The following is a 25,111-nucleotide window of genomic DNA, read 5'->3' as shown; positions in this document are numbered from 1 at the left end:
CAAGGCCTCATTTCGGGGTAGATATTCATCCACAGGGTTATCCACACCCTGTGGTCTAAACCCCAGGTTGAGCCCTGCTAATTCCCATCAAAAGCGGTTTGCCTGTGGATGGGAGTGAAAAGTAGAGGGGATTGGCGGAAAAAGCAACTGGTTATCCACAACTCTGACCAGCCCTTCCGGTATTGGGGGCCAGTTTGACCCGCTTATCCCCAGACCCGTACCGTTACCTCCTTGCTTCCCCCGTATTTCTGGCCCGCAGTTGATTTTCATTATTAGGAGTTTTCAATGACAAAGCGCACCTTCCAACCAAACACACGCCGTCGCGCCAAGAAGCATGGCTTCCGCGCTCGTATGGCTACTCGCGCAGGCCGTGCAGTTCTTTCTGCTCGCCGCGGCAAGGGTCGCGCAAAGCTTTCTGCATAAGGGTCTATAACCGATACCCGTGCTTGCAAAGAGCGCACGTCTTACAGAGAGCGCCGATTTCGCGCGCGCAACAAAGAGTGGATTGAGATTCTCAACCCCAAACTTTGTCGGATATCTCTACCCAACCAATCTAGATCAACCTGCTCGCGCGGGATTGATCATCAGTAAGAATGTTGGTGGATCTGTAACCCGTCACCGAATTGCTCGCAAGGTTCGTCACACATTGCGCGATATCTACCCACAACTTCCAACCGGCGGTCTGTTGGTGATCCGAGCTTTGAATAGTGCGCACGATGCAGATGCATCACAAGAGGTAACAAAGATTGTCGGACAACTTCTAAAAAAGTTTTCCGAGAAGGCAGAGCAGAAGTGAGATCGATCCTTGTTGCACCAATCAAGGTGTATCAAAAATGGATCTCCCCAATGTTTGGGCCACGCTGTAAGTACTACCCATCATGTTCATCGTATGCAGTCTCTGCAATCGAAGCATATGGATTAAAAGGAGTTGCAATGAGCGCCTGGCGTTTATTGCGTTGCAATCCGTGGTCACACGGTGGTGTTGATTACGCAGTTCCGAAAGAGAAGGTAGTTGTTAATGGATAGCATCCTAAAACCCTTATATATCGCTGTTTCTTGGGTTATCGTCACAATCCACGATTTACTGTCCCCATTCTTTGGAACAGATAGCGGTGTCTCATGGTCACTTGCAATTATCGGTCTTGTAATCATCATCCGTATTATTTTGGTTCCGCTTTTTGTTAAGCAGATTAAATCTCAGCGCGCATTAACCGCACTTCAACCACACATGAAGGAGATTCAAAAGAAGTACAAGGATGATCGCCAAAAACAATCAGAAGAGATGATGAAGCTCTACAAAGAGCACAAGACAAACCCTCTTGCATCATGTTTTCCAATTTTGGCACAAGCACCAATCTTCTTCGCACTCTTTACAGTTCTAAACGGAATTGGAAAGAACCCGCCAGTTAAGCACGGTGTTCTATCTCAAGAAGATGTTGTTAGCGCAGCACAAGCAAAGTTCTTTGGTGCTCCAATTTCAGATACCTTCCTTGGAACAGATATCACCACTGTAAAACTTGTAACAATTCTTTTGATCGCATTAATGTCATTAACAACATTTACAACCCAGCGTCAGTTGATGACAAAGGGAATGCCAAAGATGGATGCTTCAAACAACATGATGTTGCAACAGCAAAAAATTATGTTGTACGCATTCCCAGTTATTTTCGCTATCTCTGGCGTTAACTTTCCAATTGGTGTTTTGATTTACTGGTCGACAACAAATATTTGGACTTGGGGACAACAGTTCTATGTCATTAAGAGAAACCCAACACCGGGATCTCCTGCATATGAAGAGCTACAGCGAAAGCGCGCAAAGAACGACGGCGTTGTAGAGGGAACGACTGAGAACTCTGAAGGCGACACCATTGAAGAAAAAGGTCAGCGCCAACAGCCAAAAAAGAAGAAAAAGAAGAAGTAGATAAACGGACATATAGGACAATAAGGTTTAATTCACTACAAACCCGACAAAGGGGGCATCATGGCAAAGGCTAAAGAAGCGGTTGTTGAGACAGTGGAAGCTGTTGAAGAAAAGGTAGCGAAGGCGCCAAAGGGCGTAGCAAAGCTTGAGGAAGAGGGCGATATCGCCGCGGATTACCTTGAGGCGCTGCTGGATATCGCAGATCTAGATGGTGATATCGATATCGATGTGGAAAATGACCGCGCCGCGCTAGCGATCGTGGGAGGCAAGCTCAACCACCTCGTAGGCCGCGATGGCGAGGTTTTGGATGCGATCCAGGAGCTCACCCGCCTAGCGGTACAGACCTCAACAGGTGACCGCAGCCGTCTAATGCTAGATATCGATGGCTTCCGCGCAGGCCGTAAAAAGGAGCTGAAGAAGCTCGCACAGGATATGGCTGAAGAGGCAAAGACCACCGGCAACTCAATTAAGTTGAAGCCAATGAACGCCTTTGAGCGCAAGATCATCCACGACACAATTCAGGATCTAGGTCTAAGCAGCGAGTCTGATGGAGAAGATCCAAACCGCTTCGTAGTTATCTACCCCGCGTAAAAGGTCTGGGTAAAGCCATGGAGGTTTCACGTGAAACCCTTATCGCTCGACACTTTCCAGATGTTGAGCGGGTTCACGCCTACGCAAAATTCCTAGAAACAGCGGGAATTGAGCGTGGATTGATCGGTCCCCGCGAGGCGGATCGCATCTGGGAGCGCCATATCTTTAACTGCCTGCCTGTCACCACCCTTTTTACTGAAGGAGCCACCGTCTTTGATATCGGCTCAGGCGCAGGACTTCCTGGAATTGTGATCGCTTTAGCCCGTCCAGATCTCAAAGTTACCCTGATTGAACCCCTAGAACGCCGCGTGGAGTTTCTACAGGAGGCGGTTGTTGGGCTTGATATTGAGGTTATCCGTGGTCGTTCCCAGGATGTGAAGGCAACAGCCCACTATGTAACCGCCCGCGCTGTGGCTCCCCTAGAGAAGTTGAAGAAGATCAGCTGGCACCTTTTAAAGACCAATGGCTCATTACTAGCGATGAAGGGCGAAAAAGCCCAAGAAGAGATGAAATCTGTGCCTAAAGCGATCCTCCATGAGGTAAATCTGGAGGGAATTGAGCTCGGACGTATAGTTGAAGTGAAAAAAGGTGCTTAACTACCCACGTGAATGATTCACGTGAAACCAAGAAGGTCGTAGGCACCCGCCGCCTCAAAGAGGCGATGCCTAAACCCGCCTCCCTTCGTATCCTCACCGTGGCCAATCAAAAGGGTGGGGTCGGCAAGACAACCACCACAGTTAACCTGGCAGCAGCCCTTTCTATGGGTGGGTTGAAGGTTGTTGTTATCGATCTTGATCCACAAGGAAATGCATCAACCGCATTAGGTGTTGAACATCTTGATAATGCAGGAATTTATGAAGTGTTGATGGGTCAATCAACAATGTCACAAGTAATTCAAAAAGTTGCAGGCTTTCCATCACTTGAATGTGTTTCATCAAATACATCATTAGCGCAAGCTGAGATTGAATTAGTCCCAATGGTTGCACGTGAAATGCGATTAAAGGAAGCGATTGAAGAGTTAGTTGCAGATCGCGCAGCAACAGGTGAATCAATTGATTACATCTTTATTGATTGCCCACCATCACTTGGTTTATTAACTATCAATGCATTTACATCTGCAAAGGAAGTTTTAATTCCAATTCAATGTGAGTACTACTCACTTGAAGGTTTGTCACAACTATTAAAAACATTTGAGTTAGTGAAGAAGCGTTTAAATCCTGGATTAAAACTTTCAACACTTGTATTAACAATGTTTAACAATACAAACCTTGCTAATGATGTTGCTAATGAAATCAGAAAACATTATCCAAATGAGTTAATTGATATTCCTATCCCCCGCACAGTTCGCGTATCAGAGGCACCAGGATTTAAACAAACAGTAATGACTTACGATCCTGTATCACCTGGTGCGGTTGCATACATGTCAGTTGCCCGCGAATTAGCAGAGCGTGGAAAACCTTTTGATTCAAATGTTGTTTCAATTAATTACAAACGTGAAGGCGAGATTGCTTAATGGCACGTCGCGGTGGATTGGGTACAAACCTTGATGCATTAATTCCAACATCATTAACAGTTGGAAATAAAGAAGTCGGTCAACAAAATGAAGTTGCTATCTCTTCAATCTCGCCAAACCCACGTCAACCACGCACACACTTTGATCCAGTTGCACTCGAAGAGTTAATTGCATCGATCAAAGAGATCGGCATCTTGCAGCCACCTGTAGTGCGTCAAACAAAGCCTGGTAAGTATGAATTAATCATGGGAGAGCGCCGTTTCCGCGCAGCAAAGGCCGCTGGGTTAACAAGCATTCCTGTCATTATTCGTCAGACTCCAGATAATGAATTACTTCGTGAAGCGCTCATTGAAAACATTCATCGCAGCCAACTCAATGCACTTGAAGAAGCTGCCGCATATTCACAACTGTTAACAGATTTCAACTGCACCCATGATGAGCTTGCACAAAAACTTGGACGTTCACGTCCATTAATTTCAAACACAATCCGTTTGATGAACCTGCCAACATCTGTTCAGCAAAAGGTTGCATCTGGAGTTTTATCGGCAGGTCATGCCCGCGCATTATTGGGTTTAAGTGATGCAGCTTCAATTGAAAAGCTAGCTGCACGAATTGTTGCTGAAGGTTTATCTGTCCGTGCAACTGAGGAAATAATTTCATCTGGTGCACCAAAGGGACAAGCTGCAAAGAAGCCAAAGGGTGCAAAATCAGCGAGCCCAGAATTACAAGAGATCGCCGATCGAATTGGTGATGCTTTAGATACCCGTGTAACTATTCAGGGCAGCGCTAAAAAAGGAACAATTGTTATTGAGTTTGCAGGGGCACAAGATTTACAGCGAATTACAAAGGCGATTGAAAACTAACCCTTTAACTCAAAACCTTTTCTGCTTGCCATCTCCTGCTTAATAACTCCACCAAGCGCCTTAACACCTTCGCGAATACGTTCAGGTGTTGGGTAGCAATATGACAAACGCAGTGACCAGGAACCAAAACCATCTGCATAAAACGCGGTTCCGGGAACATATGCAACCTTTGCAACAATTGCCTTTGGCATCATCGCTGTTGTATCAATTTCAGGTGGCAAGGTAACCCAGACATAAAAACCTCCGCCAGGCTTTGTCCACTTTGCAGTTGCTGGAAAATGCTCATCAAGTGATTCCAACATCGCATCGCGACGAACCTTGTATAGCTCGCAAAATGATGCGATCTGATCGCGCCAAGGCTGATCCGCCAAGTAGTTAGAGATTGTTAATTGCGTGAAGTTAGATGGACACAAAATCGATGATTCGCTGGCGATAACAAGCTTTTCCTTCAATGAAGGCGGCACTAACGCCCAGCCCACACGCAATCCAGGCGCGATTGTCTTTGAAAAGGAGCCTAAATAGATCACATTCTCTGAATCCTCAGCACGCATCGCATTTGGTGATGGCTTATCAAAGCCCAACAAACCATATGGATTGTCTTCAACAACAAAGATGCCAGCCTCGCGACAGATATTTAAAATCTCTGTGCGGCGAGAAGCTGGCAATAAAACACCACTTGGGTTTTGGTAATTAGGAATCGTGTACAAAAACTTAATTTTGCGACCAGCAGCACGCACAGTTTTAATCGCTTCCTGCAAAGCTGATGGAACTAAACCATTTTCATCTGTTTCTACGTGCACAACAGATGCTTCATATTGATGGAATGTTCCAAGCGCACCAACGTATGAAGGTGCTTCTGCAAGAACTACATCTTGTGGATCTAAAAAGATGCGTGAAATAAGGTCTAAAGCTTGTTGTGAACCGGTTGTAACTAAAACATCATCTGGATTAGCGCGAATTCCTTCAAGCGCCATAACCTCACAGATTTGTTCGCGCAGCTTTGGATGACCTTGGCCATTTCCATACTGCAAAGCCTCTTGGCCATTGTCGCGAACTAAGTTATTAACAACATCAGCCATCATTCCCATTGGAAGTGCTGAAAGATTTGGCATTCCACCTGCAAGTGAAACAATTTCAGGACGTGACGCAACAGCAAAGAGAGAACGAATCTCACTTGGCTTCATGTGCGCGGCTCGAGAGGCAAATCTTTCTTCAAGATTTTGTGGAGCACCTGTCGAGAAGCGTTGCGTGATATCGGACATGGCGTAAGTCTCCCATACCCAAGCGATTGCTTGAGTGTTATTTAGCGGCGAATGCCAGCTTTACGAAGATCAGAGATGCGCAAAGTTCCTGTTTTTGCATCATCTTCAGCGGCTAAATACAACCGTTGAATAGCAATTACAAGCGCCTCGGCAATTACATCGCGAAAATCGGGACGTGAAAGACGAGCGGCATCACCAGGATTACTGAGATACCCCAAATCGATGCGAACCGTCGGGGCCATTGTTAAGCGCAGTAAATCCCATGTTTTTGCATGGATACGACAGTTTGTTAAATCGGTACGGGCACAAATTTCTCGTTGTACTAATGATGCAAATCTTTCACCAACAATTGAATGAACACCATGTGCATCACTGCCATAAAAATATGTTGCGGCGCCATGTGCTTTTTCATTTACATATGAATCAACATTTAAAGAAATCATTAAATCAGCGTTGCTCTTATTACTAAATTCAATTCGATCATGCTCTGATGGATTGTTATGTGCACCGCGTGTTAAAAAGACAGAAGCACCAAGTGCTAATAAACGTCCTTCAGTACGAACCGCAACATCGTAAACAAGTTCATTATCGCCATCAGGGTTTAAAACAATAACTTTATTGGCAAGTGCAGGTCCGCGACTTTGTTGTGTTGCATTTTGACGAAGAGTTGAAGGAACTCCCCCAGAAACAATCTTTGTTAAACGAATCAACGCAATAATTGTTGCCGGTCCACACTTTCCATCAACCGTTGCACCAACAGATTTCTGAAACTCTTTAACCGCGCTTTCGGTGCGGGGACCATAAATTCCATCGACGCGACCGCAATCAAAACCCATTTCAGTTAAACGAGATTGCAGTGCAGCGACATCATCGCCACGCATCAATGGTGGCTCTTGCAGATACAGCGAACGATCACCGAGCTTCCAACGCGCTTCTTCTAGTGCGCGAGCGGTCACCGCATCAACAAAACCCGTGACATCAAGGCCACGGGCTTGTTGAAATGAGCGGATCTCCGACTCAGTTAAATCTGACATGAACTTACGCTAGGAAGCTTTCAAGTTCCTTCAGTAGCGCAGGCTTTGGCTTTGCACCAACGATTGTCTTTACAACCTCACCGTTGACATACACATTCATTGTTGGAATAGATGTAATTCCATACTTAATCGCAATCGCTGACTCTTCATCTGTGTTCAGCTTTACGATCTTGATCTTTGAGCCGTACTCATCTGAAATATCTTCAAGGATTGGGCCAACCGCACGGCATGGACCACACCATTCAGCCCAAAAATCAACCAAAACAGGGGTGCTGCTCTTGAGAACCTCTGCATCAAATGTTGCTGTCGTTACCTTGCTCGTTGCCATCATGTACTCCTTGTTTGTGTTTGTTGAAGATTACTAGTGAGCTAAAAACTTTTCAGCATCTAGCGCTGCCGCACAACCTGATCCTGCAGCGGTGATCGCTTGACGATAGGTGTGATCCACTAAATCGCCACATGCAAAGACACCTTTTTGGTTTGTTCGGGTTGAACGACCTTCGCAGATCACGTAACCCTCATTATCCAAATCAATTTGTCCGGTTAATAGTTCGCTGCGAGGAATATGTCCGATCGCAACAAACAAACCTGTAAAGGCGCGCTCTGACTCTGTTCCATCAACAGTGTTGCGAAGCTTCAACGCTTCAACCTTATCTGCACCAAGAACATCAATTACTTCTGTGTTCCATAAGAACTCAATCTTTGGATTTGCTTTTGCACGATCTGCCATGATCTTTGATGCACGCAATGAATCACGTCGGTGAATCAGGACAACCTTTTCTGCAAAACGAGTTAAGAATGTTGCTTCTTCTACTGCGCTATCTCCACCACCGACAACTGCAATTGTTTGTCCACGGAAAAAGAAACCATCACAAGTTGCACACCATGAAACACCATGGCCAGATAAACGCTTTTCGTTTTCTAAACCAATTTCGCGGTAGGCACTACCGGTTGCAAGAATGACAGCCTTTGCTTTAACTGTATTTCCAGAACCATCCTTCAAAACTTTAATGTCGCCAGATAGATCCATTTCAACAATGTCATCTGTAATTAGTTCGGCGCCAAAACGCTTCGCCTGCTTGCGCATGTTGTCCATCAAATCAGGACCCATCACACCATCGGTGAAACCAGGAAAGTTTTCAACCTCTGTTGTATTCATCAGCGCACCACCGGCTGTAACAGAACCTTCGTAGATGATTGGATCTAACTGTGCACGTGCTGCATAAATCGCAGCGGTGTATCCAGCTGGACCAGATCCAACAATTACTACATTTCTAACATCACTCATGGTGCCCCCTAGACCCCGAAATCTATTCGTTTTCCGACGGTTTTGCCGAACGTCGGGTAATTGATGAACCAAGGTGGCGCACCATAGAGATCTCCTCTACACCCACCGCCTTTGCAGTTAATAAGTAGCCGAAAAATGCGATGACCATCACAAGCAATAACTCACCAGCACGGCCGGCACGAGTCATATCTGGCGCAACCCACGAGATGTACTTAGTTAACGCATACAGTGGCAACATTGCAAGAAGTGATGCAGAAAGCAAGCGAATGTGTTGAGCCAAAAATTCTGAGATCGCTAACTTTCCTACATGCTTTTTGAGTAAGCCAAGGGTGACAAACAACCCAACGAGATAACTAACAGAGAATGCAACACCAAGACCAACAGTCACCCATTGATTCTTCAAGAAGTACAAGAAGAAGTAAGACATAGCAACTGCGATGATGTTAATAACAAAGATTGAAACAACTTGAGTCTTTGTATCTTCAAAGGCATTAAAGCCACGAATTAAAATTAAGTTAATCGAAAAGGCAACTAAACCAAAGCTCAGCGCTGATAAAACATAGCCGATATACCGTGAATCCTCAGTTGGAATTCCAATAAAAATACTTTGTGTAATTAGCGGACCAAACAATAAAAATGCAACAGCACTTGGAACTGTAATTACTCCAACTAAACGAATTGCACGCACCAACTGCGCTTTAACCTCATCACGCTTTCCATCAAGTGCCAACTTCGAAATGTGCGGCAAGATCGCGGTGATAATAGAAATTGTCACAATTGAATATGGAAGCAACATGACAAAGTATGCGTATGTGTATGGTGTGTAACCAACACCAGTTTTAATTCCCTCTTGCGCACTACGCACAGCTGCAGATGTCGCAACATTGACAGTTACTAAGTAACCAAGTTGTGAGATCAAAACGTAAACCAAGGTCCAACCAGCCAAATTAAATGATTTACCTAAACCACGCAGACCAAACTTCGGTTTAATCGTGATTCCAAGTCGCTTAACAACAGGGACTAAAACCAGGGCTTGAACAACAACGCTAAAAGTGGTTCCCCAGCCCAGAATTTGAACCTGAGTAGAGGTAATGGATGAGATATCTACATTGGGCGAGAAGGCTAAAAAGCCACCAAATAAAGCGATTCCAACGAGGTTGTTGGCGATCGGTGCCCACATAAGAGGCCCAAATGAGCCACGAGCGTTAGCTACCTGGCCCAACATTGTAAATAAACCTAAGAAGAAGATTTGTGGCAAGCAATAACGAGTAAATGCAATCGCAATCTCTTGTTCAGCTTCAAATCCAGTTGTAAAAAACTCTGGCGCATACAGTCGAACCAATGCAGGCGCAAAGACCATTCCCAGAGTTACTAACACCAATAAAATTAAAGAGATTGTTGTAATTAAACGAGATGCAAAATCATCGCCGCCATCATCATGTTCAAAGGAACGTACAAGCTGAGGAATAAAAATCGCGGTAAGCGCTCCACCAACAAGCAAGTTGTACAAAATATTTGGCATTGTGTTTGCAACGTTGTACGTATCTGCAAGCAATGTTGTTCCAAGAACAGCAACAATTAAAATTCCGCGGATAAATCCGGTAATTCTGGAAATTATTGTTCCAAGCGCCATAATTCCTGAAGCACGGAAGAGATCGTTGCTTTTCACTTAGACCTCTTTCTTACTCGACGAACGCTTTGAGCAACCGCTGCCAATAGAAGAAGTATGGCCGCTCCAGTTGTAAACCAGGTAACACGTGAGTCAATTACCGTTGAATTTAAAGTTAATGTCGCTTCAGGTACTACATCGTTGCCCTTGCTATCGGTGATGTACACGCCAACCGCGGTCTGACCGGGCGCAACAACCTCTACCTGCATTTCAAGTTGTTTTTTGGATTGTGCAGGGATTGTTACCGCTTCAAAACTATCCACGATTACACGTGAGTTAATGGGAAGCATCGCAATGTCCACAGTTACATCTGATTCAAAATCATTGATAACAGTGACAGGCAACTTCACGCTAGAGGTTGTAATTTGATACTTACCGCTATTAATGCGAAGTTTATGAACCAATGAATCCACTGCAGCTCGTGCGCTGTACGAAAAGTATTCGCGAGAATCCTTATCTAATTGCGGTGATAACAACTTAGAAAGTTGAGCTCTGGTAGCTATCAATTGCGGGTCATTTACAACCTTTGATAGACGGGTTAACGCCTTACGGTTATCGCTATACCCCTTGCGTAATTCATTGCTTAAACGGGATTTTCCGGTACTCCAACCACCGCTAGGTTCACTTCTAACTGTGCGACCAAGTGCAAGTTGCAACTGAGTTTTTCCGTACGCGTAATAATTTTTCAACTCACTTGGTGCTAATCGCTTAGCAAGTGTCACATCTGGATTTCCATAGGCAAGTGCAACCACCTGTTGTCCATATGTAATTTGTCGTAACTGCTTTAACCAAGCTGCAGCGATCTCCTTTCCGATAGTTGAGGTTTTGCTTGCCAACTTATAGTCGCCGGTCATTGCAATAACTTCATCAAGCAGTGCAGCATCAATTACCCAGGTTGTGTTTGCAACCCGCGGTGTAAACACCAAAGTTCCTAAACGACCAGATGGCGTTAACTCTTGAGCTAAATCATCATTACGGAATTCGCCATTAAATGTTTGGTGAGCAGCTGATGTAATTCGCACAATTCGATCAGCAGCGTGTGCTGGTGAAAGTGGAAGCACAACTAATAAGGCAACAAGAAACCCAATAAACCTTTTCATTCTGACAACTCTGCAGTTCGGGCGATTAACTTCTTTTCATCGGGATACGCCAAACGATCTACGATTTCATTAAGCGGAAACCAGGAGACCTCATCAACTTCACTTTCCTGCGCGGCCAAAGTTCCACCAACTTCTGTAAATTGAAAGTGGTGAACAGTTTTATGAATTCGCTTACCACCGGCCATAAACCAAAAATCGATCACACCTAAAGATTTTGTAATAGCAGAGGTAATTCCAGTTTCCTCTGCAACTTCGCGGATCGCAGCTTGCTCAGGGGTTTCGCCCTCTTCAATATGTCCCTTTGGTAAAGACCACAACACACGTTTGCCGGTTGCATCTTTATGGTCGTAACGACCAATTAATAGCCCCATTGTTCCGGTTGTATCGATGACTAAACCGCCAGCACTAACCTCATCAACGCGTTTGGCATACGGACGCTTTGCTTGTGGGCTCTTCTGTGCAGCCGCTTGAGTCTGTGGTTGTGGACCGCGGGGTTTGCCGGAACGCTTACGCTTCCGCTTTTTCTTCGTACCTTCGCTGCCCGCACCAGGTGCAGGGATCATGGAGCAAGGGTAGTGCTTTAACCTTACTTATTGTGAGTAATGCATTAGGCGCCGCAGGAGAGTTAGCGATCCGTTCATTAATTGAACGCGCACCGTTAGCAAGCTCCCTTGCCCAGGCTTTTAAAGCCAAGGGCTTTACCTTGGCATTGGTCGGCGGTCCTGTGCGCGATGCAATATTAGGTCGACTTGGAAATGATTTAGATTTCACAACAAATGCGCATCCACTTGAAACAAAAAAGATTTTGCAGGTGTGGGCGGAAAATGTTTGGGATACCGGAATTGAATTCGGAACAGTTGCAGGAAAGCGTGGCGATACAACTGTTGAAGTAACAACATATCGCACCGAAAGTTACGATCCAGATTCACGTAAACCAGAAGTTGAGTATGGAACATCTATTCACGGAGATTTATCTCGTCGTGATTTCACCGTTAATTCCATGGCACTTGAATTAACTGGTGATGCACCAGAGTTCATCGATCCTTTTAATGGCTTACAAGATTTAGCTGCACGCGTTTTGCGAACACCAGGTCGCCCCGGTGATTCATTTAATGATGATCCATTGCGAATGATGCGCGCTGCCCGTTTTGCAAGCCAATTAGATTTTGAAATCGATCCCGAAGTAACCGCATCGATTAAGGATTTAGCACACCGCATCAGCATTATTTCTGCAGAACGCGTACGTGATGAGTTCACAAAGATGTTGATGTCTAAGAATCCGCGCACCGGAATTACTATTTTGGTTGACACAGGTCTTGCAGATTTAGTGTTACCTGAAATTCCTAAGCTACGTCTTGAAGTTGATGAGCACCATCACCATAAAGATGTATATGAGCATTCAATTACTGTGTTGGAACAAGCGATCGCACATGAAGATCGTTTAGGCGGTCCAAACCTGGTAATTCGTCTTGCCGCTTTGTTGCATGACATCGGCAAACCAAAGACTCGCGCATTTATTGAAGGCGGAGGTGTCTCTTTCCACCACCACGAAGTTGTCGGTGCTCGACTTTCAAAGAAGCGTTTACAAGCGCTGCGCTTTGATAATGAGACGATCGATGCTGTTGAACTATTAACAACTTTGCACCTTCGTTTCCATGGATATGGCGAAGGCGAATGGACTGATTCAGCGGTACGCCGTTATGTCCGTGATGCAGGCGAATACCTGACACATTTACATGTTTTAACACGTGCAGATTGCACTACCCGCAACAAGGCAAAGGCTGCACGCTTATCTGCAACTTACGATTCTTTAGAAGCACGTATCGAAGTGTTGATGGAACAAGAAGAGTTATCAAAGATCCGTCCAGATTTAGACGGTCAGCAGGTAATGGAAATTCTTAACTTAAAGCCATCTCGCGAAGTAGGACAAGCGATGGATTTCTTAATGGAGTTACGTCTTGATCAAGGTTCAATTGGTGAGGAAGCAGCTAAGGAAGCTTTATTAAAATGGTGGGTTAATAGATAGCTTTAAATTTTGCTGAACGCAGTACAACTACTGCAACCAGTAAATAGGCACCAGAGACACACAATGGAACACTTGCTGTTAATCCAGATGTTGGAAGTAACAACGCCGCAATTAACCCACCGCTAACAATTGCACCATTAACAACAACATCGTAAACAGCAAAAACTCTACCGCGGTAGTAATCATCGATCTTTGATTGCACAAGCGCATCATTTGTCACCTTGATGTTTTGACCAAAGAAAGATGCAAGAAATGCCGTCAGTGACAATGTTATTTTTGTTTGAGATGCCGCCAAAATTAATGGTGCTGCTGCACTGGCAAACATTGCAAACTTAATCCAGCGATGACGCCCAAAACGTGCGACACCGTACGGTGCTAAGAAAGCTCCAAGAAATACACCAATACCTGCAACGCTTAATGCAATTCCGAAACCTTGCAAGCCATCTTCAGGACGGGATGGATCATTAAACGAGTTTCGTTCTAGCAATAATGCGGTCAGTGTTAACGCTGTTAAACCACCGCGATGAACAGCTGTTGCGACGATACCCCTGCCCGCATCAACATGGCGACGTAAGAAGGCAAGACCTTCGCGCATATCTGTAAATCCTTGAGCAAAGGATGCCGCCGCCTTTTCATGTTTCTGAGGACCAATTTCATACTTACGTAATCGGCTAGTAAAAAGCGCTGCTGCAAAATAGCCAGCTGCAGCAAGCAATATAAGTAGTGCATCAGCGTGATCTGCAAGGGCGGCGCCATCTACTAAGGCGCGAACCCCTACGCCAATTCCTCCACCTACAACAACAAGCACTGATCCACCAGTTACTGCGATCGCATTTGCTGTAATTAAAGATTTAGCATCAATTAATAAAGGAAGACCTGCAGATAGCGCAGCAAGGATTAAACGGTTAATTCCAAATGCAATCAGCACAACTATTGTTAACTCAACACCTGTTGTTCCACTGAAAACCAGAAGTGCAACTAAAAATAAATTAATACTGCGAGCAAGGTTTGCGTAAAACAGTGCACGTTGACGTGAAACACGATCCAAGATGGTTCCGACAAATGGTCCAACGATTGAATACGGCAACAAGACAACTGCAAAACCAATCGCCGCACTTAATGCATTTGCTTGGCGTTCGGGAGAAAACAAAACAAAAGAGGCAAGTGCGCTTTGAAATACGCCATCGGTCATCTGCCCCGTCCAACGCACAGCAAGCAGGCGAGATAGTCGGGGGTGGCGTATCAACCCAACAAAACTCATAAGAAAGAGCGTAGACCTGAATTTAGGATTATTCTTCTCCTTAATGAAATCGCAACGATCATTCATCGATTATTCACTCGATAAGCGCGCAACCTTGATGGCGCTCTTTCGTGGAGTCGTTGATGCTTGCGATGCTGACCCATATTTAATGCGAGCTGCCAAATGGCATGGTGACAAAGTTGCACGTAACTGCCCAGTATGTAAAAAGGAGGAGCTGGTTGAACTTCGCTATACCTTTGGCGAACAACTTGGTCAGTACTCAGGCCGCATTAAGACTCCTCGAGAATTAATTGAAATGGAGCGAGAGTTCGGTGAGTTCACCGTCTACATCGTTGAAGTCTGTAAGAACTGTTCATGGAATCACCTGTGTGCCTCATACATCTTGGGCGATGGCGTCGAACGAAAAGCACCGCGCAAGGTACGCACCCTGGAGGATGAGGATTACGCAAAGGGTTAGCATTGCCACATGGCGCGTAAATTACTGATTAGAGCAGCTGTCTTCCTTGGTGGCTTTGGATTTGTTGCCGGCTCTGTCTTATTCGCCCTGGCCTATTTCACCGTTGATATTCCAGATCCCAACGCATATGTAAATAGCCAATCAACAATCATTCAGTACTCAAATGGTGAAGAGATCGGTCGCGTTGGAACACAAAACCGCCAGATCGTTCCCCTTGCAAAGATTCCACTGAATGTTCGTCACGCAGTATTGGCTGCAGAGGATCAAAACTTTTATTCAAATAAAGCATTTTCTATTAAAGGAATTGCACAAGCGGTAATTGATAATATTTTGAAGTTAGGTAAAGGCCGTGGTGGTTCAACAATCACACAGCAGTATGCAAAGACCGCCTTCTTAACCTCAGAACGTTCGATTCAACGCAAGATTAAAGAGCTTGTTATCTCTATTAAATTAGAGAACCAGCTATCTAAAGATCAGATCTTTGAAAACTACTTAAATACTATTTACTTTGGTCGCGGGTCTTATGGCGTGATGACAGCATCACAGCAGTACTTCAACCGCAACGTAGATCAACTTACTAACTCACAAGCAGCTGTTATCGCATCAATCTTGCGCTCACCTGGTTTGTACGATCCTGTCTATCAAAAGGGAAATGCAGAACGTCTTGCTAACCGCTTTGAGTATGTAAAGAACAACATGATCGAAGCTGGTTGGTTAACTAAGGCTGATGCCGCAAAGATGAAGGTTCCAACGGTTGCGCCACGTTCAACATCTGGTCAGCTCAGCGGTCCAAAGGGTCACATCATTGAAGCTGTACAAAAAGAGTTAGCAAAACTTGGCTTTAGCCAGGATCAATTACTTGTTGGTGGTCTTGTAATTAAGACAACCCTTGATCAAAAGGCCCAACAATCTGCCGTTGATGCGGTTAACAAGTTCTATCCATCCAAAGCGCCAGCTGATCTTCGAATTGGTTTAGTTGCAATTCGTCCTGGAACCGGCGAAATACTTGCACTTTACGGTGGTCGCGATTACCTAGAGCGTCAATTAAATGATGCAACTCAATCAATCGCACAAGCTGGTTCAACATTTAAACCATTCGCACTTGTTGCTGGTTTAGAACAAGGAATCCCACTGACATCAATGTGGAACGGTGATTCACCACAAACATTTGATGATGCCGGAAAGCCATATGAAGTTTTCAACTATGGCAACGAGGGTTGGGGCCAAATTGATTTGTTATTTGCAACAAAGCACTCTGTTAACACAATCTTCGTTCCACTTGGAATCAAGGTTGGTCCAGACAAGGTTGTAGATGTTGCACGCCGCGCAGGAATTCCTGAAAGTGTTGCAATGATGCCAACACCATCAGTTGTACTGGGAACTTCAAGCCCCCATGTAATCGATGTCGCTAACGCTTATGCAACCTTTGCTGCTCAAGGCATTAAGTCAAAGCCATACCTAGTAACGCAGGTACTGGGCAGCAACAAGGGCGTGCTCTTTGAAGCTAAACCTGAAACCCAAGAGGTATTTAATAAAGATGTAATGGCTGATCTGACATATGCACTTAAGGGTGTTGTCACCGGCGGTACTGGTGCTGCAGCTCTTGCACTAGGTCGTCCAGCTGCAGGTAAAACTGGAACATCCCAATCAAATGCATCTGCCTGGTTCAGCGCATACACACCACAGATTGCAGCCTCTGTCGCCTTCTTCCGTGACAACGCAACCCAATCTCTAAACGGAATTGGTGGAATGACATCTGTAACTGGTGGATCATTCCCTGCGCGTATCTGGACTCAGTTCATGAAGGGCGCACTAAAAGGCGAACCAGTTATGGATTTCCCAGCACCAGCAAATATCGGTGGGCTTGATCCGGTCACAATAACTTCGGGCGGAAAGCAAAAGCCGAAACCTTGATGAAAACAAGAGCGCTCATTGCACTTGCACTCTTTGCTTCTCTGATCTCCTTTGCCAAGTTCAGCCACTGCGAAAACAGCGGCTGGGCAACGCCAGATCAATATATTCACGCCTGTTATAGCGATCTTCCCGCCTTATTTGGAACTCGCGGTTTAGATAACAGCGTGTGGCCATATGCAAGCGACGAGAACAGTGTCGAGTATCCAGTACTAACTGGAATGGTTATGTACGCAACTAGTTTTATTGCTAACTCCCCTGTTTCTTACTTCAATGTCAATATTTTCTTTTTAGCTCTGTTATTTCTTGCAACTGTTCTTGTTGTACGAAAGATTCGACCAGAGTTTGCCTATATAGTTCCAGTTGCACCAGCGATGATCGCTTCGCTGTACATCAATTGGGATTTATGGGCGATTGCAACAATGATGCTTGCTATCTATTGGTTTGATCGGAAGCACTACACAAACAGCGCATTGCTAATGGCGATTTCGATTTCAACAAAGTTTTTACCGATCTTTTTGTTAATCCCAATCGGATTTATTTTATGGCGCGATTCAAAGGTTAAAGAGCTGATTAAGTATGGCGCGGTAGTTGCCGGATCATGGATTGCAATCAACGCACCGTTTGCATTAACAGCCCCAACTGGTTGGTGGCGCTTCTACAAACTAAATTTGGAACGCGGCGCAGACTGGGGTTCGATTTGGTTAGCGTTACAGCAACTTGGAATTAACTTTACAAACCTTAATTACCTTTCGATCTTGTTATTACTGATCGCACTTACATCAATTGCAATTTTGTTATTTGAATTGAAGTACACACCAACCTTGGCATCGGTCGCATTTTTAGTGTTGGCATCTGTCATGGTCGCAAGCAAGGTGTATTCACCGCAATATGTTTTATGGTTAACACCATTGGCCGCAATTGCATTAACAAACAAAAAAGATTTGCACGCATTTTGGTTGTGGCAGGCAGTGGAAACGATTTATCACGTAGCAATTTGGCAACACATCGCATTGGTGACCGATGCCCACTTTGGCCTGGCATCCACCCCCTTTGCCATCCTGACCCTGCTGCGGATCGCCGGCACGATCTACCTGATGGCGGTCCTGGCCCGCAGGGCGCTGCAGGCTCGAAATACGCATAGCCAGCTGCTGGATTTACTGTTTGAGGGCTCTAAGGCTTACCCTTAGCCCTCTTATTGCCTAAGGTTTTCCTTAGGAAATAAGGAATTTAACCCTCCTGTCACGGAAATACCGTGGCCGTCTTAGTCCAGAGGAGGTCGGGTTAACACATGCGTCATTATGAACTTATGGTCATTCTTGATCCAGAACTAGAAGAACGCACAGTCACACCAAGCCTAGAAACATACTTGAAGATCATTAAAGACTCAGGTGGAACAGTCAACAAGCTCGACTTGTGGGGCCGTCGCCGTATGTCTTTTGAAATTCAGAAAAAAGGCGAAGGTATCTACGCAGTTATCGATATGAACTGCGAACCAGCAGCGATTAAGGAATTAGATCGCCAGCTTAATTTGAACGAATCAGTGTTACGCACAAAGGCAATGCGTCTAGACGCATAATCTTTTTGTGTGCACGACAATGCACGGACTCCACGAGTAGAGATGAGGAAATAAAATGGCAGCAGGCGATACAACAATCACGATGATCGGCAACTTAGTTGACGATCCAGAGCTACGTTTCACACCATCAGGTGCGGCCGTTGCAAAGTTTCGTGTTGCATCAACACCACGCTATTTAGATAAGCAAACTAATGAATGGAAAGATGGCGAGAGCCTTTTCCTTCAGTGTCAGATTTGGCGTCAAGCAGCTGAAAATGTTGCAGAGTCACTGACAAAAGGAATGCGCGTCATCCTTTCGGGTCGTCTTAAGCAGCGTTCATATGAAACTAAAGAGGGCGAAAAGCGCACCGTCTTTGAGGTAGAAGTAGATGAAGTTGGTCCATCACTACGCAATGCAACAGCGAAGGTCACAAAGGCCCAGCGTGCAGGCGGAGCTGGCGGATACTCTGCACCAGCTGCAGCGGATTCATTTAACGAAGACCCATGGGCAGCAGCATCATCGTCAACTCCAGCTGGTGGTGGATGGGGAACATCTACTACCGACGAACCACCGTTCTAAAAACTAAATCAACCGTCCATCCATTCCTAATTTAAGTTAAAGGTTTTTAACAAGAAATTAGGGCCCGAAAAGGAGCACCATAATGGGAGCAAGAAATAACAAGGCTCTACGCGAGCCTAAGAATAAGAATGCAAAAGCTGCAGCCTTAAACAAGAAGTTTAAGAAGAAGCCTTGCAGCTTCTGCCAGCAGAAGGTCACATTTATCGATTACAAAGATATTGCGACACTTCGCAAGTACATTTCAGATCGCGGCAAGATCCGCGCTCGCCGCGTTACAGGTGCATGCACACAGCACCAGCGTTCAATCGCAACAGCGGTAAAGAACAGCCGTGAAGTAGCACTACTTCCTTACACATCATCAGCACGATAAGGGGATCTGACTATGAAACTAATCCTTACCCGTGAAGTTGCAGGCCTAGGCGCTGCAGGAGATGTTGTAACTGTTAAAGATGGATTCGCCCGTAACTTCTTAATGCCACGTGGAAATGCAATCGCATGGTCACAAGGCGGAGAAAAGCAGATCGAAAGCATTCGTCGCGCGCGTTCAGCACGCGAAGTTCGCGATATCGATCACGCTAAGGAGATCAAGGCAAAGCTTGAAGGCGCATCAGTAGTTGCTAAGGCAAAGGTTGGCGCTAAGGGCGCACTCTTTGGTTCAGTAACTGACAAAGATGTTGCACAGGCAATCAAGGCAGCAACTGGTCTAGATATCGATCGTCACTCGATCGCTACTAAGGGCCACATCAAGAAGCTTGGTAACCACGATGTAAAGATCTCACTAGGTCACAACGTGATTGCAAAGGTTTCAGTGTCAGTAGTTGCTGACAAGTAATTCAATAAATTCCGGCTTCTAAATGAAGCTAGGGGCCCGTCACTTATGTGGCGGGCTTTTTTATTTCTATCGTTAAATCTCACGATATGAAATCTGAATAATTACTTTGTTCCACACCCCTGTGTGATTGGAATACGGTTCTGACCTGCGTATTCAGTAGTTGAATACCCAACTATCCACAGTTATGCACAATTCATCCACCGGTGTTTACACAGGAAAACACCCTTATCCACCTACTTATCCACACCCTTGTCCCCAGGCTCACCGCAGCTTTCTCGCTTGAGATAGGGGCAAAGCCCTAAGTTACGCACGCAGGTAACTCACTTGTCAGTGTCCTATGGGAGGTTTTACGCGTGAGCATCGCCGAACTTCCTAACAACCGCCCTCCTCGCGATCCCAATATCAACTCTGTTGGCGCCGAGTTTGAGCGCACACCACCACAAGATTTAATCGCAGAGCAATCTGTTCTCGGTGGAATGTTGTTATCCAAGGATGCAATCGCAGATGTCATCGAAATTATTCGCGATCGCGATTTCTATCGCCCTGCACATGAATTAATTTACGATGCAATTATTGATTTGTACGGCCGCGGAGAACCCGCAGATGCTGTAACTGTTTCCGCCGAACTTTCAAAGCGCGGAGATATTGCACGCGCAGGTGGTGCTCCATATCTGCACACATTGATCTCATCAGTTCCAACAGCAGCTAACGCTGGGTACTACGCAAAGATTGTTCGTGAACACGCGATCATGCGTCGTTTAGTTGAAGCTGGTACAAAGATTGTTCAATACGGTTACACAACTGAGGGTGAAGTCGACGATATGGTCGACATGGCACAAGCAGAGGTGTACGCAGTTACTGAACGACGTTCATCAGAAGATTATGTTCAACTATCAACGCTGTTGCCACAAGCACTTGATGAGATTGAAGCGATCTCAAAGGGAATTGGTGTTGAAGGTGTTAAGACTGGATTTAAAGATCTTGATGCGTTGACTCATGGTCTGCACCCAGGAAACATGATTATCTTGGCTGCACGTCCTGCGATGGGTAAGTCAACACTTGGTTTAGATATTGCACGTCACGCATCAATTCATGATGGACAGACATCAGTTATCTTCTCTCTTGAAATGTCAAAGAGTGAAATCACAATGCGTATGTTGTCCGCTGAAGCACGTGTTGGTCTCAACAATATTCGTTCAGGATCTTTATCTGATGATGAATGGTCTCGTCTTGCACGTCGTATGGGTGAAATCTCTGAAGCACCTTTGTTTATCGATGATTCACCAAACCTTTCAATGATGGAGATCCGCGCAAAGGCACGTCGCCTAAAGCAGCGTCACGACCTTAAACTCATTGTTATTGACTACTTACAGCTGATGAGTAGCGGTAAGCGTGTTGAAAACCGTCAACAAGAAGTTTCTGAGTTCTCTCGTCACCTTAAGCTGATGGCAAAAGAGTTAAACATTCCGGTTATTGCAATCTCACAGCTAAACCGTGGACCTGAACAACGTACAGATAAGAAGCCAATGCTTTCCGATCTTCGTGAATCTGGTTCTATCGAACAAGATGCTGACGTAGTTATCTTGTTGCACCGTGATGATATGTACGATTCACAAAACCGTACTGGCGAAGCAGATCTAATTGTTGCTAAACACCGTAACGGTCCAACTCGAACAATTACAGTTTCTGCGCAGCTTCACTATGCACGCTTCTATGACATGCCACAGAACCCAGGTGGCGGACAAGACTGGACGCAACAACGTGAAGCTACAAATACCGCACCTGACGATAATTTCGGAGCTTAAACAGTTTTACTGCGGGCTTGATCAGCCATATAAATACCAGCGATAACAATTACTCCACCAATTAATTGGATGATTGTCCAAGATTCGCTAAACCAGAACCAGGCGATTCCGCCAACAAAGATCGGCTCCAACATTCCAAAGGCACTTGTTGTAGATGCGCTTAGATTTTTTAAGGCAGCGATGGTGCATAGGTAAGGCCCGATTGTTCCGATACAAATGACATAAAGGATTAAAACCCACCCAGGAACATTGGTTGAATCAAACGGCCCGCCAAGCGGAATTGAAACGGTGAAAACATCCGTTGGGAATTTCCAGATCGGCATCACTAAACACCAGGTAAGGGCTGCGAAGAAAAATCCCCACATCGTTAGCGAAACTCCATCACGTGAATGTGAAACTCCTTCGCCGATAACAAAGTAGAAGGCAACAGCGAATGCAGATGCAAAGGCTGCGATCACGCCGATGCCATCAAGGGTTAATCCATCCCAAACCTGTGCGACAAAAGCTAAACCTGTTAGCGCCAAGACCAGTGCGATCCACATCTGGCTTGGCACGTACTTACGTTTAATAAACCGCAAATAAAGCACGATCCAGACAGGGGCGGTGAATTCGATAAGCAGGGCAATGCTTACATGCATGCGGGAAATCGCTAAAAAGTAGGTGCCATTGACCGCTGCGATACCCAATGCGCCCATCGCAGCTAACCGTGGGATTTCAGCCTTAGTTAAGCGCAGCTTGGTGCGCGCCTTCACTAATAAATAGAGAAAGAGAATGGTTGTTGCGCCAATTGCACGCACCTGCGCTAAACGCCAAGCGCTGATATGACCGGTAAGCAGCAACTTTGATGAAACACCATTGCTGGCAAACATCAACGCCGAAAGAATCAGCAGTAATTCATTGCGGCGGTGCTTAAGCATCTAACAAGAGTAACTTATTAGAAGGCGCTTTCGGGGAGATCCATGATTGATCCATCGGTACCTTCAACGATCTTACGATCTGCGGTGATATGTGGCAGAAAGTTGTGAACGAAGAACTTCGCTGATGCAATCTTTCCTGTGTAGAAATCAGTGTCCTTACCAGCGTTAGGCAGTTTATCAACTGCGATATCTGCTTGGCGTAGCAACAACCATGCGGTGATGATGTCACCAACGGCCATTAAGCAACGTGAAGTATTAAGTCCAACCTGATAAATCTTTACCGGATCTGATTGTGACTCCATTGCATGTCCAACAAGCACGCCAACGATTCCATTGAGATCACCAAGTGCCTTAAGCAAAGCTTGCTTCTCTTCAGCGTTTGCGCCACCGGCTTCTGCAAACTTCTGAATCTCTTTTCCAAGTAGACCAAGTGCGCGTCCACCATCTTTGACAACCTTACGGAAGAAGAAATCCAAACCTTGAATAGCTGTTGTGCCTTCATACAAGGTATCGATCTTTGCATCGCGAACATACTGTTCTAGTGGCCAATCTTGTGTGAAACCAGAACCACCAAATGTTTGTAGTGATTCAGTTCCAAGAAGTGTCCAAGACTTTTCTGAACCGTAACCCTTAACAACTGGAAGCAGAAGATCATTCAATGCAACCATGTCAGCTACGCGATCCTTATCCCCTGCCTTTTCAGCAAGTTCAATCTCATCTTGAATAGAAGCGGTGTACAGCACTAGTGCGCGCATACCTTCGCTATATGACTTCTGAACCATCAGCGAACGACGCACATCTGGGTGCTTAATAATGGTTACACGAGGAGAAGCCTTGTCATTCATTACCTTCATATCGCCGCCCTGCACACGCTGCTTCGCGTATGAAAGTGCTTGCTGATATCCAGCAGAAAGTGTTGCAATCGCCTTTGTTCCAACCATCATGCGCGCGAATTCAATAACCTTGAACATCTGCGCAATACCTTCGTGAACATCACCAAGCAGGTAACCGACAGCTGGCTCATGCTCTCCCAAATTCATTTCACAGGTTGATGAAACGTTAAGTCCCATCTTGTGTTCAACATTTGTTACATACACACCGTTGCGCTTACCCATTTCGCCAGTTTCAAAATCAAACATGAACTTAGGAATTAAAAATAGTGAAAGACCCTTTGTTCCTGGTCCGCCACCTTCGCGACGTGCAAGTGTGAAGTGAACAATGTTGTCGTATAGATCTGCATCACCAGATGTAATGAAACGCTTTGTACCTGTGATGTGCCATGTTCCATCTGGCTGTTGAACAGCCTTGCTGCGACCTGCACCAACATCTGAACCAGCATCTGGTTCTGTTAGTTGCATCGTTGCACCCCAGTGCTTATCAACCATTAACTTTGCAATCTTCTTTTGCTCATCTGTTCCAAGCACATATGCAACCTGTGCAAATGCATAACCAGATGCGTAGATGTGAATTGCAGGGTTTGAACCCAACACCATTTCCGCCATCGCCCAACGAACTGATGGAGGAACCTTCATTCCACCAAGCTCAACCGGTGCATCAAGACGCCACCATTCACCATCAACATATGCTTTGTATGACTTCTTAAAACTTTCAGGCAGCTTTACATCGCCAGTTGCCTTATTGAAATCTGTTCCGATGCGATCGCCTTCTACAAAGGATGCAGCAAGATCGTTTTCGCATAAACGTTTCATCTCTTCCAGCATTCCCATCGCAGTATCGCGATCGACCTCACCATAAGGATCGGTGCCCATAACTTTTTCGCGACCCAATAGGTCGAAGAGGCAGAATTCAATGTCACGGAGGTTTGCGATGTAATGGCTCATGGGGCAATAGTGCTACCCACCAGTAACTTACGCAAGATCTATGAGCGTATTTCGTTGCCCAACCCAGCCCCTTTCTGCGTATAGGCTCGCGCCGTGTTACTTAGCGATCGCGATATCCGCGCAGAGATAGAGGCAGGCCGAGTCGGCTGCGAGCCATTCCATGAAGCGATGATCCAGCCATCATCAGTTGATGTGCGCCTGGATAAGTTTTTCCGCGTATTTGAAAACCATAAGTACAGCGTCATCGATCCATCAATTGAACAACCAGAGCTAACACGCGAGGTTGTTGCTGAAGGCGATGAACCATTTATCTTGCACCCAGGTGAGTTTGTTCTTGCAAGCACCTACGAAGTGATCACCTTGCCTGATGACATCGCAGGACGCCTAGAAGGAAAATCATCACTAGGTCGCCTTGGCTTGCTGACACACTCAACCGCCGGATTTATCGATCCAGGGTTTAGCGGTCACATCACCCTTGAGCTTTCCAATGTTGCCAACCTTCCAGTGAAGTTGTTCGCTGGAATGAAGATCGGCCAACTATGTCTCATCAAACTCTCATCTCCTGCTGAGCATCCTTACGGCTCAGAAAAGTACGGTTCTAGGTACCAAGGTCAACGTGGCCCAACCCCTAGCCGTTCATTCCTTAACTTCCATAAGTCGAAGATCAACTAGTCGTCGGAAT

Annotated in this window: 28 protein-coding genes; 18 read left to right on the top strand and 10 right to left on the bottom strand. The window is 45.5% G+C overall.

Annotated elements, in window-relative coordinates; translation table 11 throughout:
- Positions 1 to 285 precede the first annotated feature (285 nt).
- From rpmH to AC8GFU_RS07240, 8 genes are read left to right on the top strand one after another with little or no spacing between them, the layout of a single operon-like run.
- Positions 286 to 423, top strand: a complete 138-nt coding sequence (gene rpmH, locus AC8GFU_RS07275; protein WP_445821280.1) for a 50S ribosomal protein L34 — start codon at positions 286 to 288, stop codon at positions 421 to 423.
- A gap of 19 nt (positions 424 to 442) precedes the next feature.
- Complete coding sequence (rnpA, locus tag AC8GFU_RS07270) at positions 443 to 796, top strand: ribonuclease P protein component (RefSeq protein WP_506626472.1); 354 nt, start codon at positions 443 to 445, stop codon at positions 794 to 796.
- Positions 793 to 1,026, top strand: coding sequence for a membrane protein insertion efficiency factor YidD (gene yidD, locus AC8GFU_RS07265; protein WP_506626471.1), 234 nt, complete (start codon positions 793 to 795; stop codon positions 1,024 to 1,026). The genes rnpA and yidD overlap by 4 nt, the downstream gene beginning before the upstream one ends.
- The gene (yidC, locus tag AC8GFU_RS07260) at positions 1,019 to 1,921 is read left to right on the top strand and encodes a membrane protein insertase YidC (protein WP_506626470.1); all 903 of its coding nucleotides are present in this window, start codon (positions 1,019 to 1,021) and stop codon (positions 1,919 to 1,921) included. Before yidD ends, yidC begins: the two co-directional genes overlap by 8 nt.
- Positions 1,922 to 1,981: 60 nt before the next feature.
- The gene (locus AC8GFU_RS07255) at positions 1,982 to 2,512 is read left to right on the top strand and encodes a Jag family protein (RefSeq protein ID WP_506626469.1); all 531 of its coding nucleotides are present in this window, start codon (positions 1,982 to 1,984) and stop codon (positions 2,510 to 2,512) included.
- A 17-nt stretch (positions 2,513 to 2,529) separates the two neighbouring features.
- Complete coding sequence (gene rsmG, locus AC8GFU_RS07250; RefSeq protein ID WP_506626468.1) at positions 2,530 to 3,108, top strand: 16S rRNA (guanine(527)-N(7))-methyltransferase RsmG; 579 nt, start codon at positions 2,530 to 2,532, stop codon at positions 3,106 to 3,108.
- Positions 3,109 to 3,116: 8 nt separating this feature from the next.
- Positions 3,117 to 4,025 carry a ParA family protein gene (locus tag AC8GFU_RS07245; RefSeq protein WP_506626467.1) on the top strand — a complete coding sequence of 303 codons (909 nt, stop codon included), beginning with the start codon at positions 3,117 to 3,119 and terminating at the stop codon, positions 4,023 to 4,025.
- A complete protein-coding gene (locus AC8GFU_RS07240) occupies positions 4,025 to 4,888 on the top strand; it encodes a ParB/RepB/Spo0J family partition protein (RefSeq protein ID WP_506626466.1) in 864 nt (287 codons plus the stop codon). The genes AC8GFU_RS07245 and AC8GFU_RS07240 overlap by 1 nt, the downstream gene beginning before the upstream one ends.
- On the opposite strand, the gene AC8GFU_RS07235 is transcribed toward AC8GFU_RS07240, so the two are convergent.
- From AC8GFU_RS07235 to AC8GFU_RS07205, 7 genes are read right to left on the bottom strand one after another with little or no spacing between them, the layout of a single operon-like run.
- The gene (locus AC8GFU_RS07235; protein ID WP_506626465.1) at positions 4,885 to 6,150 is read right to left on the bottom strand and encodes an aminotransferase-like domain-containing protein; all 1,266 of its coding nucleotides are present in this window, start codon (positions 6,148 to 6,150) and stop codon (positions 4,885 to 4,887) included. The two genes, AC8GFU_RS07240 and AC8GFU_RS07235, sit on opposite strands and share 4 nt — an antisense overlap.
- A 41-nt stretch (positions 6,151 to 6,191) precedes the next feature.
- Positions 6,192 to 7,184, bottom strand: a complete 993-nt coding sequence (locus AC8GFU_RS07230; RefSeq protein WP_506626464.1) for an N-acetylmuramoyl-L-alanine amidase — start codon at positions 7,182 to 7,184, stop codon at positions 6,192 to 6,194.
- Positions 7,185 to 7,188: 4 nt separating this feature from the next.
- Positions 7,189 to 7,512, bottom strand: a complete 324-nt coding sequence (gene trxA / locus AC8GFU_RS07225) for a thioredoxin (RefSeq protein ID WP_506626463.1) — start codon at positions 7,510 to 7,512, stop codon at positions 7,189 to 7,191.
- Between the two features lie 33 nt (positions 7,513 to 7,545).
- A complete protein-coding gene (gene trxB / locus AC8GFU_RS07220) occupies positions 7,546 to 8,472 on the bottom strand; it encodes a thioredoxin-disulfide reductase (protein ID WP_506626462.1) in 927 nt (308 codons plus the stop codon).
- A gap of 22 nt (positions 8,473 to 8,494) precedes the next feature.
- The gene (gene murJ / locus AC8GFU_RS07215; RefSeq protein ID WP_506626461.1) at positions 8,495 to 10,141 is read right to left on the bottom strand and encodes a murein biosynthesis integral membrane protein MurJ; all 1,647 of its coding nucleotides are present in this window, start codon (positions 10,139 to 10,141) and stop codon (positions 8,495 to 8,497) included.
- Entirely contained in the window at positions 10,138 to 11,241 is a 1,104-nt protein-coding gene (locus tag AC8GFU_RS07210) for a DUF6049 family protein (protein WP_506626460.1), read from the bottom strand. The genes murJ and AC8GFU_RS07210 overlap by 4 nt, the downstream gene beginning before the upstream one ends.
- Positions 11,238 to 11,804, bottom strand: a complete 567-nt coding sequence (locus AC8GFU_RS07205; protein WP_506626459.1) for an NUDIX hydrolase — start codon at positions 11,802 to 11,804, stop codon at positions 11,238 to 11,240. The genes AC8GFU_RS07210 and AC8GFU_RS07205 overlap by 4 nt, the downstream gene beginning before the upstream one ends.
- Positions 11,805 to 11,836: 32 nt before the next feature.
- On the opposite strand from AC8GFU_RS07205, the gene AC8GFU_RS07200 reads away from it, so the two are divergent.
- Positions 11,837 to 13,267, top strand: a complete 1,431-nt coding sequence (locus tag AC8GFU_RS07200; protein ID WP_506626458.1) for a CCA tRNA nucleotidyltransferase — start codon at positions 11,837 to 11,839, stop codon at positions 13,265 to 13,267.
- On the opposite strand, the gene AC8GFU_RS07195 is transcribed toward AC8GFU_RS07200, so the two are convergent.
- Positions 13,257 to 14,528, bottom strand: a complete 1,272-nt coding sequence (locus AC8GFU_RS07195) for an MFS transporter (protein WP_506626457.1) — start codon at positions 14,526 to 14,528, stop codon at positions 13,257 to 13,259. The genes AC8GFU_RS07200 and AC8GFU_RS07195 overlap by 11 nt on opposite strands.
- A 43-nt stretch (positions 14,529 to 14,571) precedes the next feature.
- On the opposite strand from AC8GFU_RS07195, the gene AC8GFU_RS07190 reads away from it, so the two are divergent.
- From AC8GFU_RS07190 to dnaB, 8 genes are all read left to right on the top strand, one after another.
- Positions 14,572 to 14,985 (top strand): DUF5318 family protein, encoded by a 414-nt coding sequence (locus AC8GFU_RS07190; protein ID WP_506626456.1) that lies wholly within the window; start codon positions 14,572 to 14,574, stop codon positions 14,983 to 14,985.
- 9 nt (positions 14,986 to 14,994) lie between these two features.
- A complete protein-coding gene (locus tag AC8GFU_RS07185; RefSeq protein WP_506626455.1) occupies positions 14,995 to 16,899 on the top strand; it encodes a transglycosylase domain-containing protein in 1,905 nt (634 codons plus the stop codon).
- Complete coding sequence (locus AC8GFU_RS07180; protein ID WP_506626454.1) at positions 16,899 to 18,086, top strand: glycosyltransferase family 87 protein; 1,188 nt, start codon at positions 16,899 to 16,901, stop codon at positions 18,084 to 18,086. The genes AC8GFU_RS07185 and AC8GFU_RS07180 overlap by 1 nt, the downstream gene beginning before the upstream one ends.
- A gap of 101 nt (positions 18,087 to 18,187) precedes the next feature.
- Positions 18,188 to 18,475: a 30S ribosomal protein S6 gene (rpsF, locus tag AC8GFU_RS07175; RefSeq protein WP_445822045.1), complete on the top strand. Its 288-nt coding sequence runs from the start codon at positions 18,188 to 18,190 to the stop codon at positions 18,473 to 18,475.
- A gap of 55 nt (positions 18,476 to 18,530) precedes the next feature.
- Positions 18,531 to 19,034 carry a single-stranded DNA-binding protein gene (locus tag AC8GFU_RS07170; RefSeq protein WP_506626453.1) on the top strand — a complete coding sequence of 168 codons (504 nt, stop codon included), beginning with the start codon at positions 18,531 to 18,533 and terminating at the stop codon, positions 19,032 to 19,034.
- A gap of 82 nt (positions 19,035 to 19,116) precedes the next feature.
- Positions 19,117 to 19,404 (top strand): 30S ribosomal protein S18, encoded by a 288-nt coding sequence (rpsR, locus tag AC8GFU_RS07165; protein ID WP_445822043.1) that lies wholly within the window; start codon positions 19,117 to 19,119, stop codon positions 19,402 to 19,404.
- A gap of 12 nt (positions 19,405 to 19,416) precedes the next feature.
- On the top strand, positions 19,417 to 19,866 hold the full coding sequence (rplI, locus tag AC8GFU_RS07160; RefSeq protein WP_506626452.1) for a 50S ribosomal protein L9: 450 nt from the start codon (positions 19,417 to 19,419) through the stop codon (positions 19,864 to 19,866).
- Positions 19,867 to 20,219: 353 nt separating this feature from the next.
- Positions 20,220 to 21,671 carry a replicative DNA helicase gene (dnaB, locus tag AC8GFU_RS07155; protein ID WP_506626451.1) on the top strand — a complete coding sequence of 484 codons (1,452 nt, stop codon included), beginning with the start codon at positions 20,220 to 20,222 and terminating at the stop codon, positions 21,669 to 21,671.
- Here dnaB and AC8GFU_RS07150 read toward each other — a convergent pair.
- Positions 21,668 to 22,588, bottom strand: coding sequence for a DMT family transporter (locus AC8GFU_RS07150; RefSeq protein ID WP_506626450.1), 921 nt, complete (start codon positions 22,586 to 22,588; stop codon positions 21,668 to 21,670). The two genes, dnaB and AC8GFU_RS07150, sit on opposite strands and share 4 nt — an antisense overlap.
- Before the next feature lie 17 nt (positions 22,589 to 22,605).
- On the bottom strand, positions 22,606 to 24,429 hold the full coding sequence (locus AC8GFU_RS07145) for an acyl-CoA dehydrogenase (RefSeq protein ID WP_506626449.1): 1,824 nt from the start codon (positions 24,427 to 24,429) through the stop codon (positions 22,606 to 22,608).
- Positions 24,430 to 24,522: 93 nt separating this feature from the next.
- Here AC8GFU_RS07145 and dcd point away from each other — a divergent pair, with 93 nt between their 5' ends.
- Positions 24,523 to 25,101 (top strand): dCTP deaminase, encoded by a 579-nt coding sequence (gene dcd, locus AC8GFU_RS07140; protein WP_506626448.1) that lies wholly within the window; start codon positions 24,523 to 24,525, stop codon positions 25,099 to 25,101.
- Positions 25,102 to 25,111: the final 10 nt, after the last annotated feature.

Source organism: Planktophila warneckei (SeqCode), from assembly GCF_965234675.1.
GTDB classification, from domain to species: Bacteria; Actinomycetota; Actinomycetes; order Nanopelagicales; family Nanopelagicaceae; genus Planktophila; species Planktophila warneckei.
Note: the sequence above shows the minus strand (reverse complement) of the source record. Positions and strands in the feature narration are given on the sequence as shown.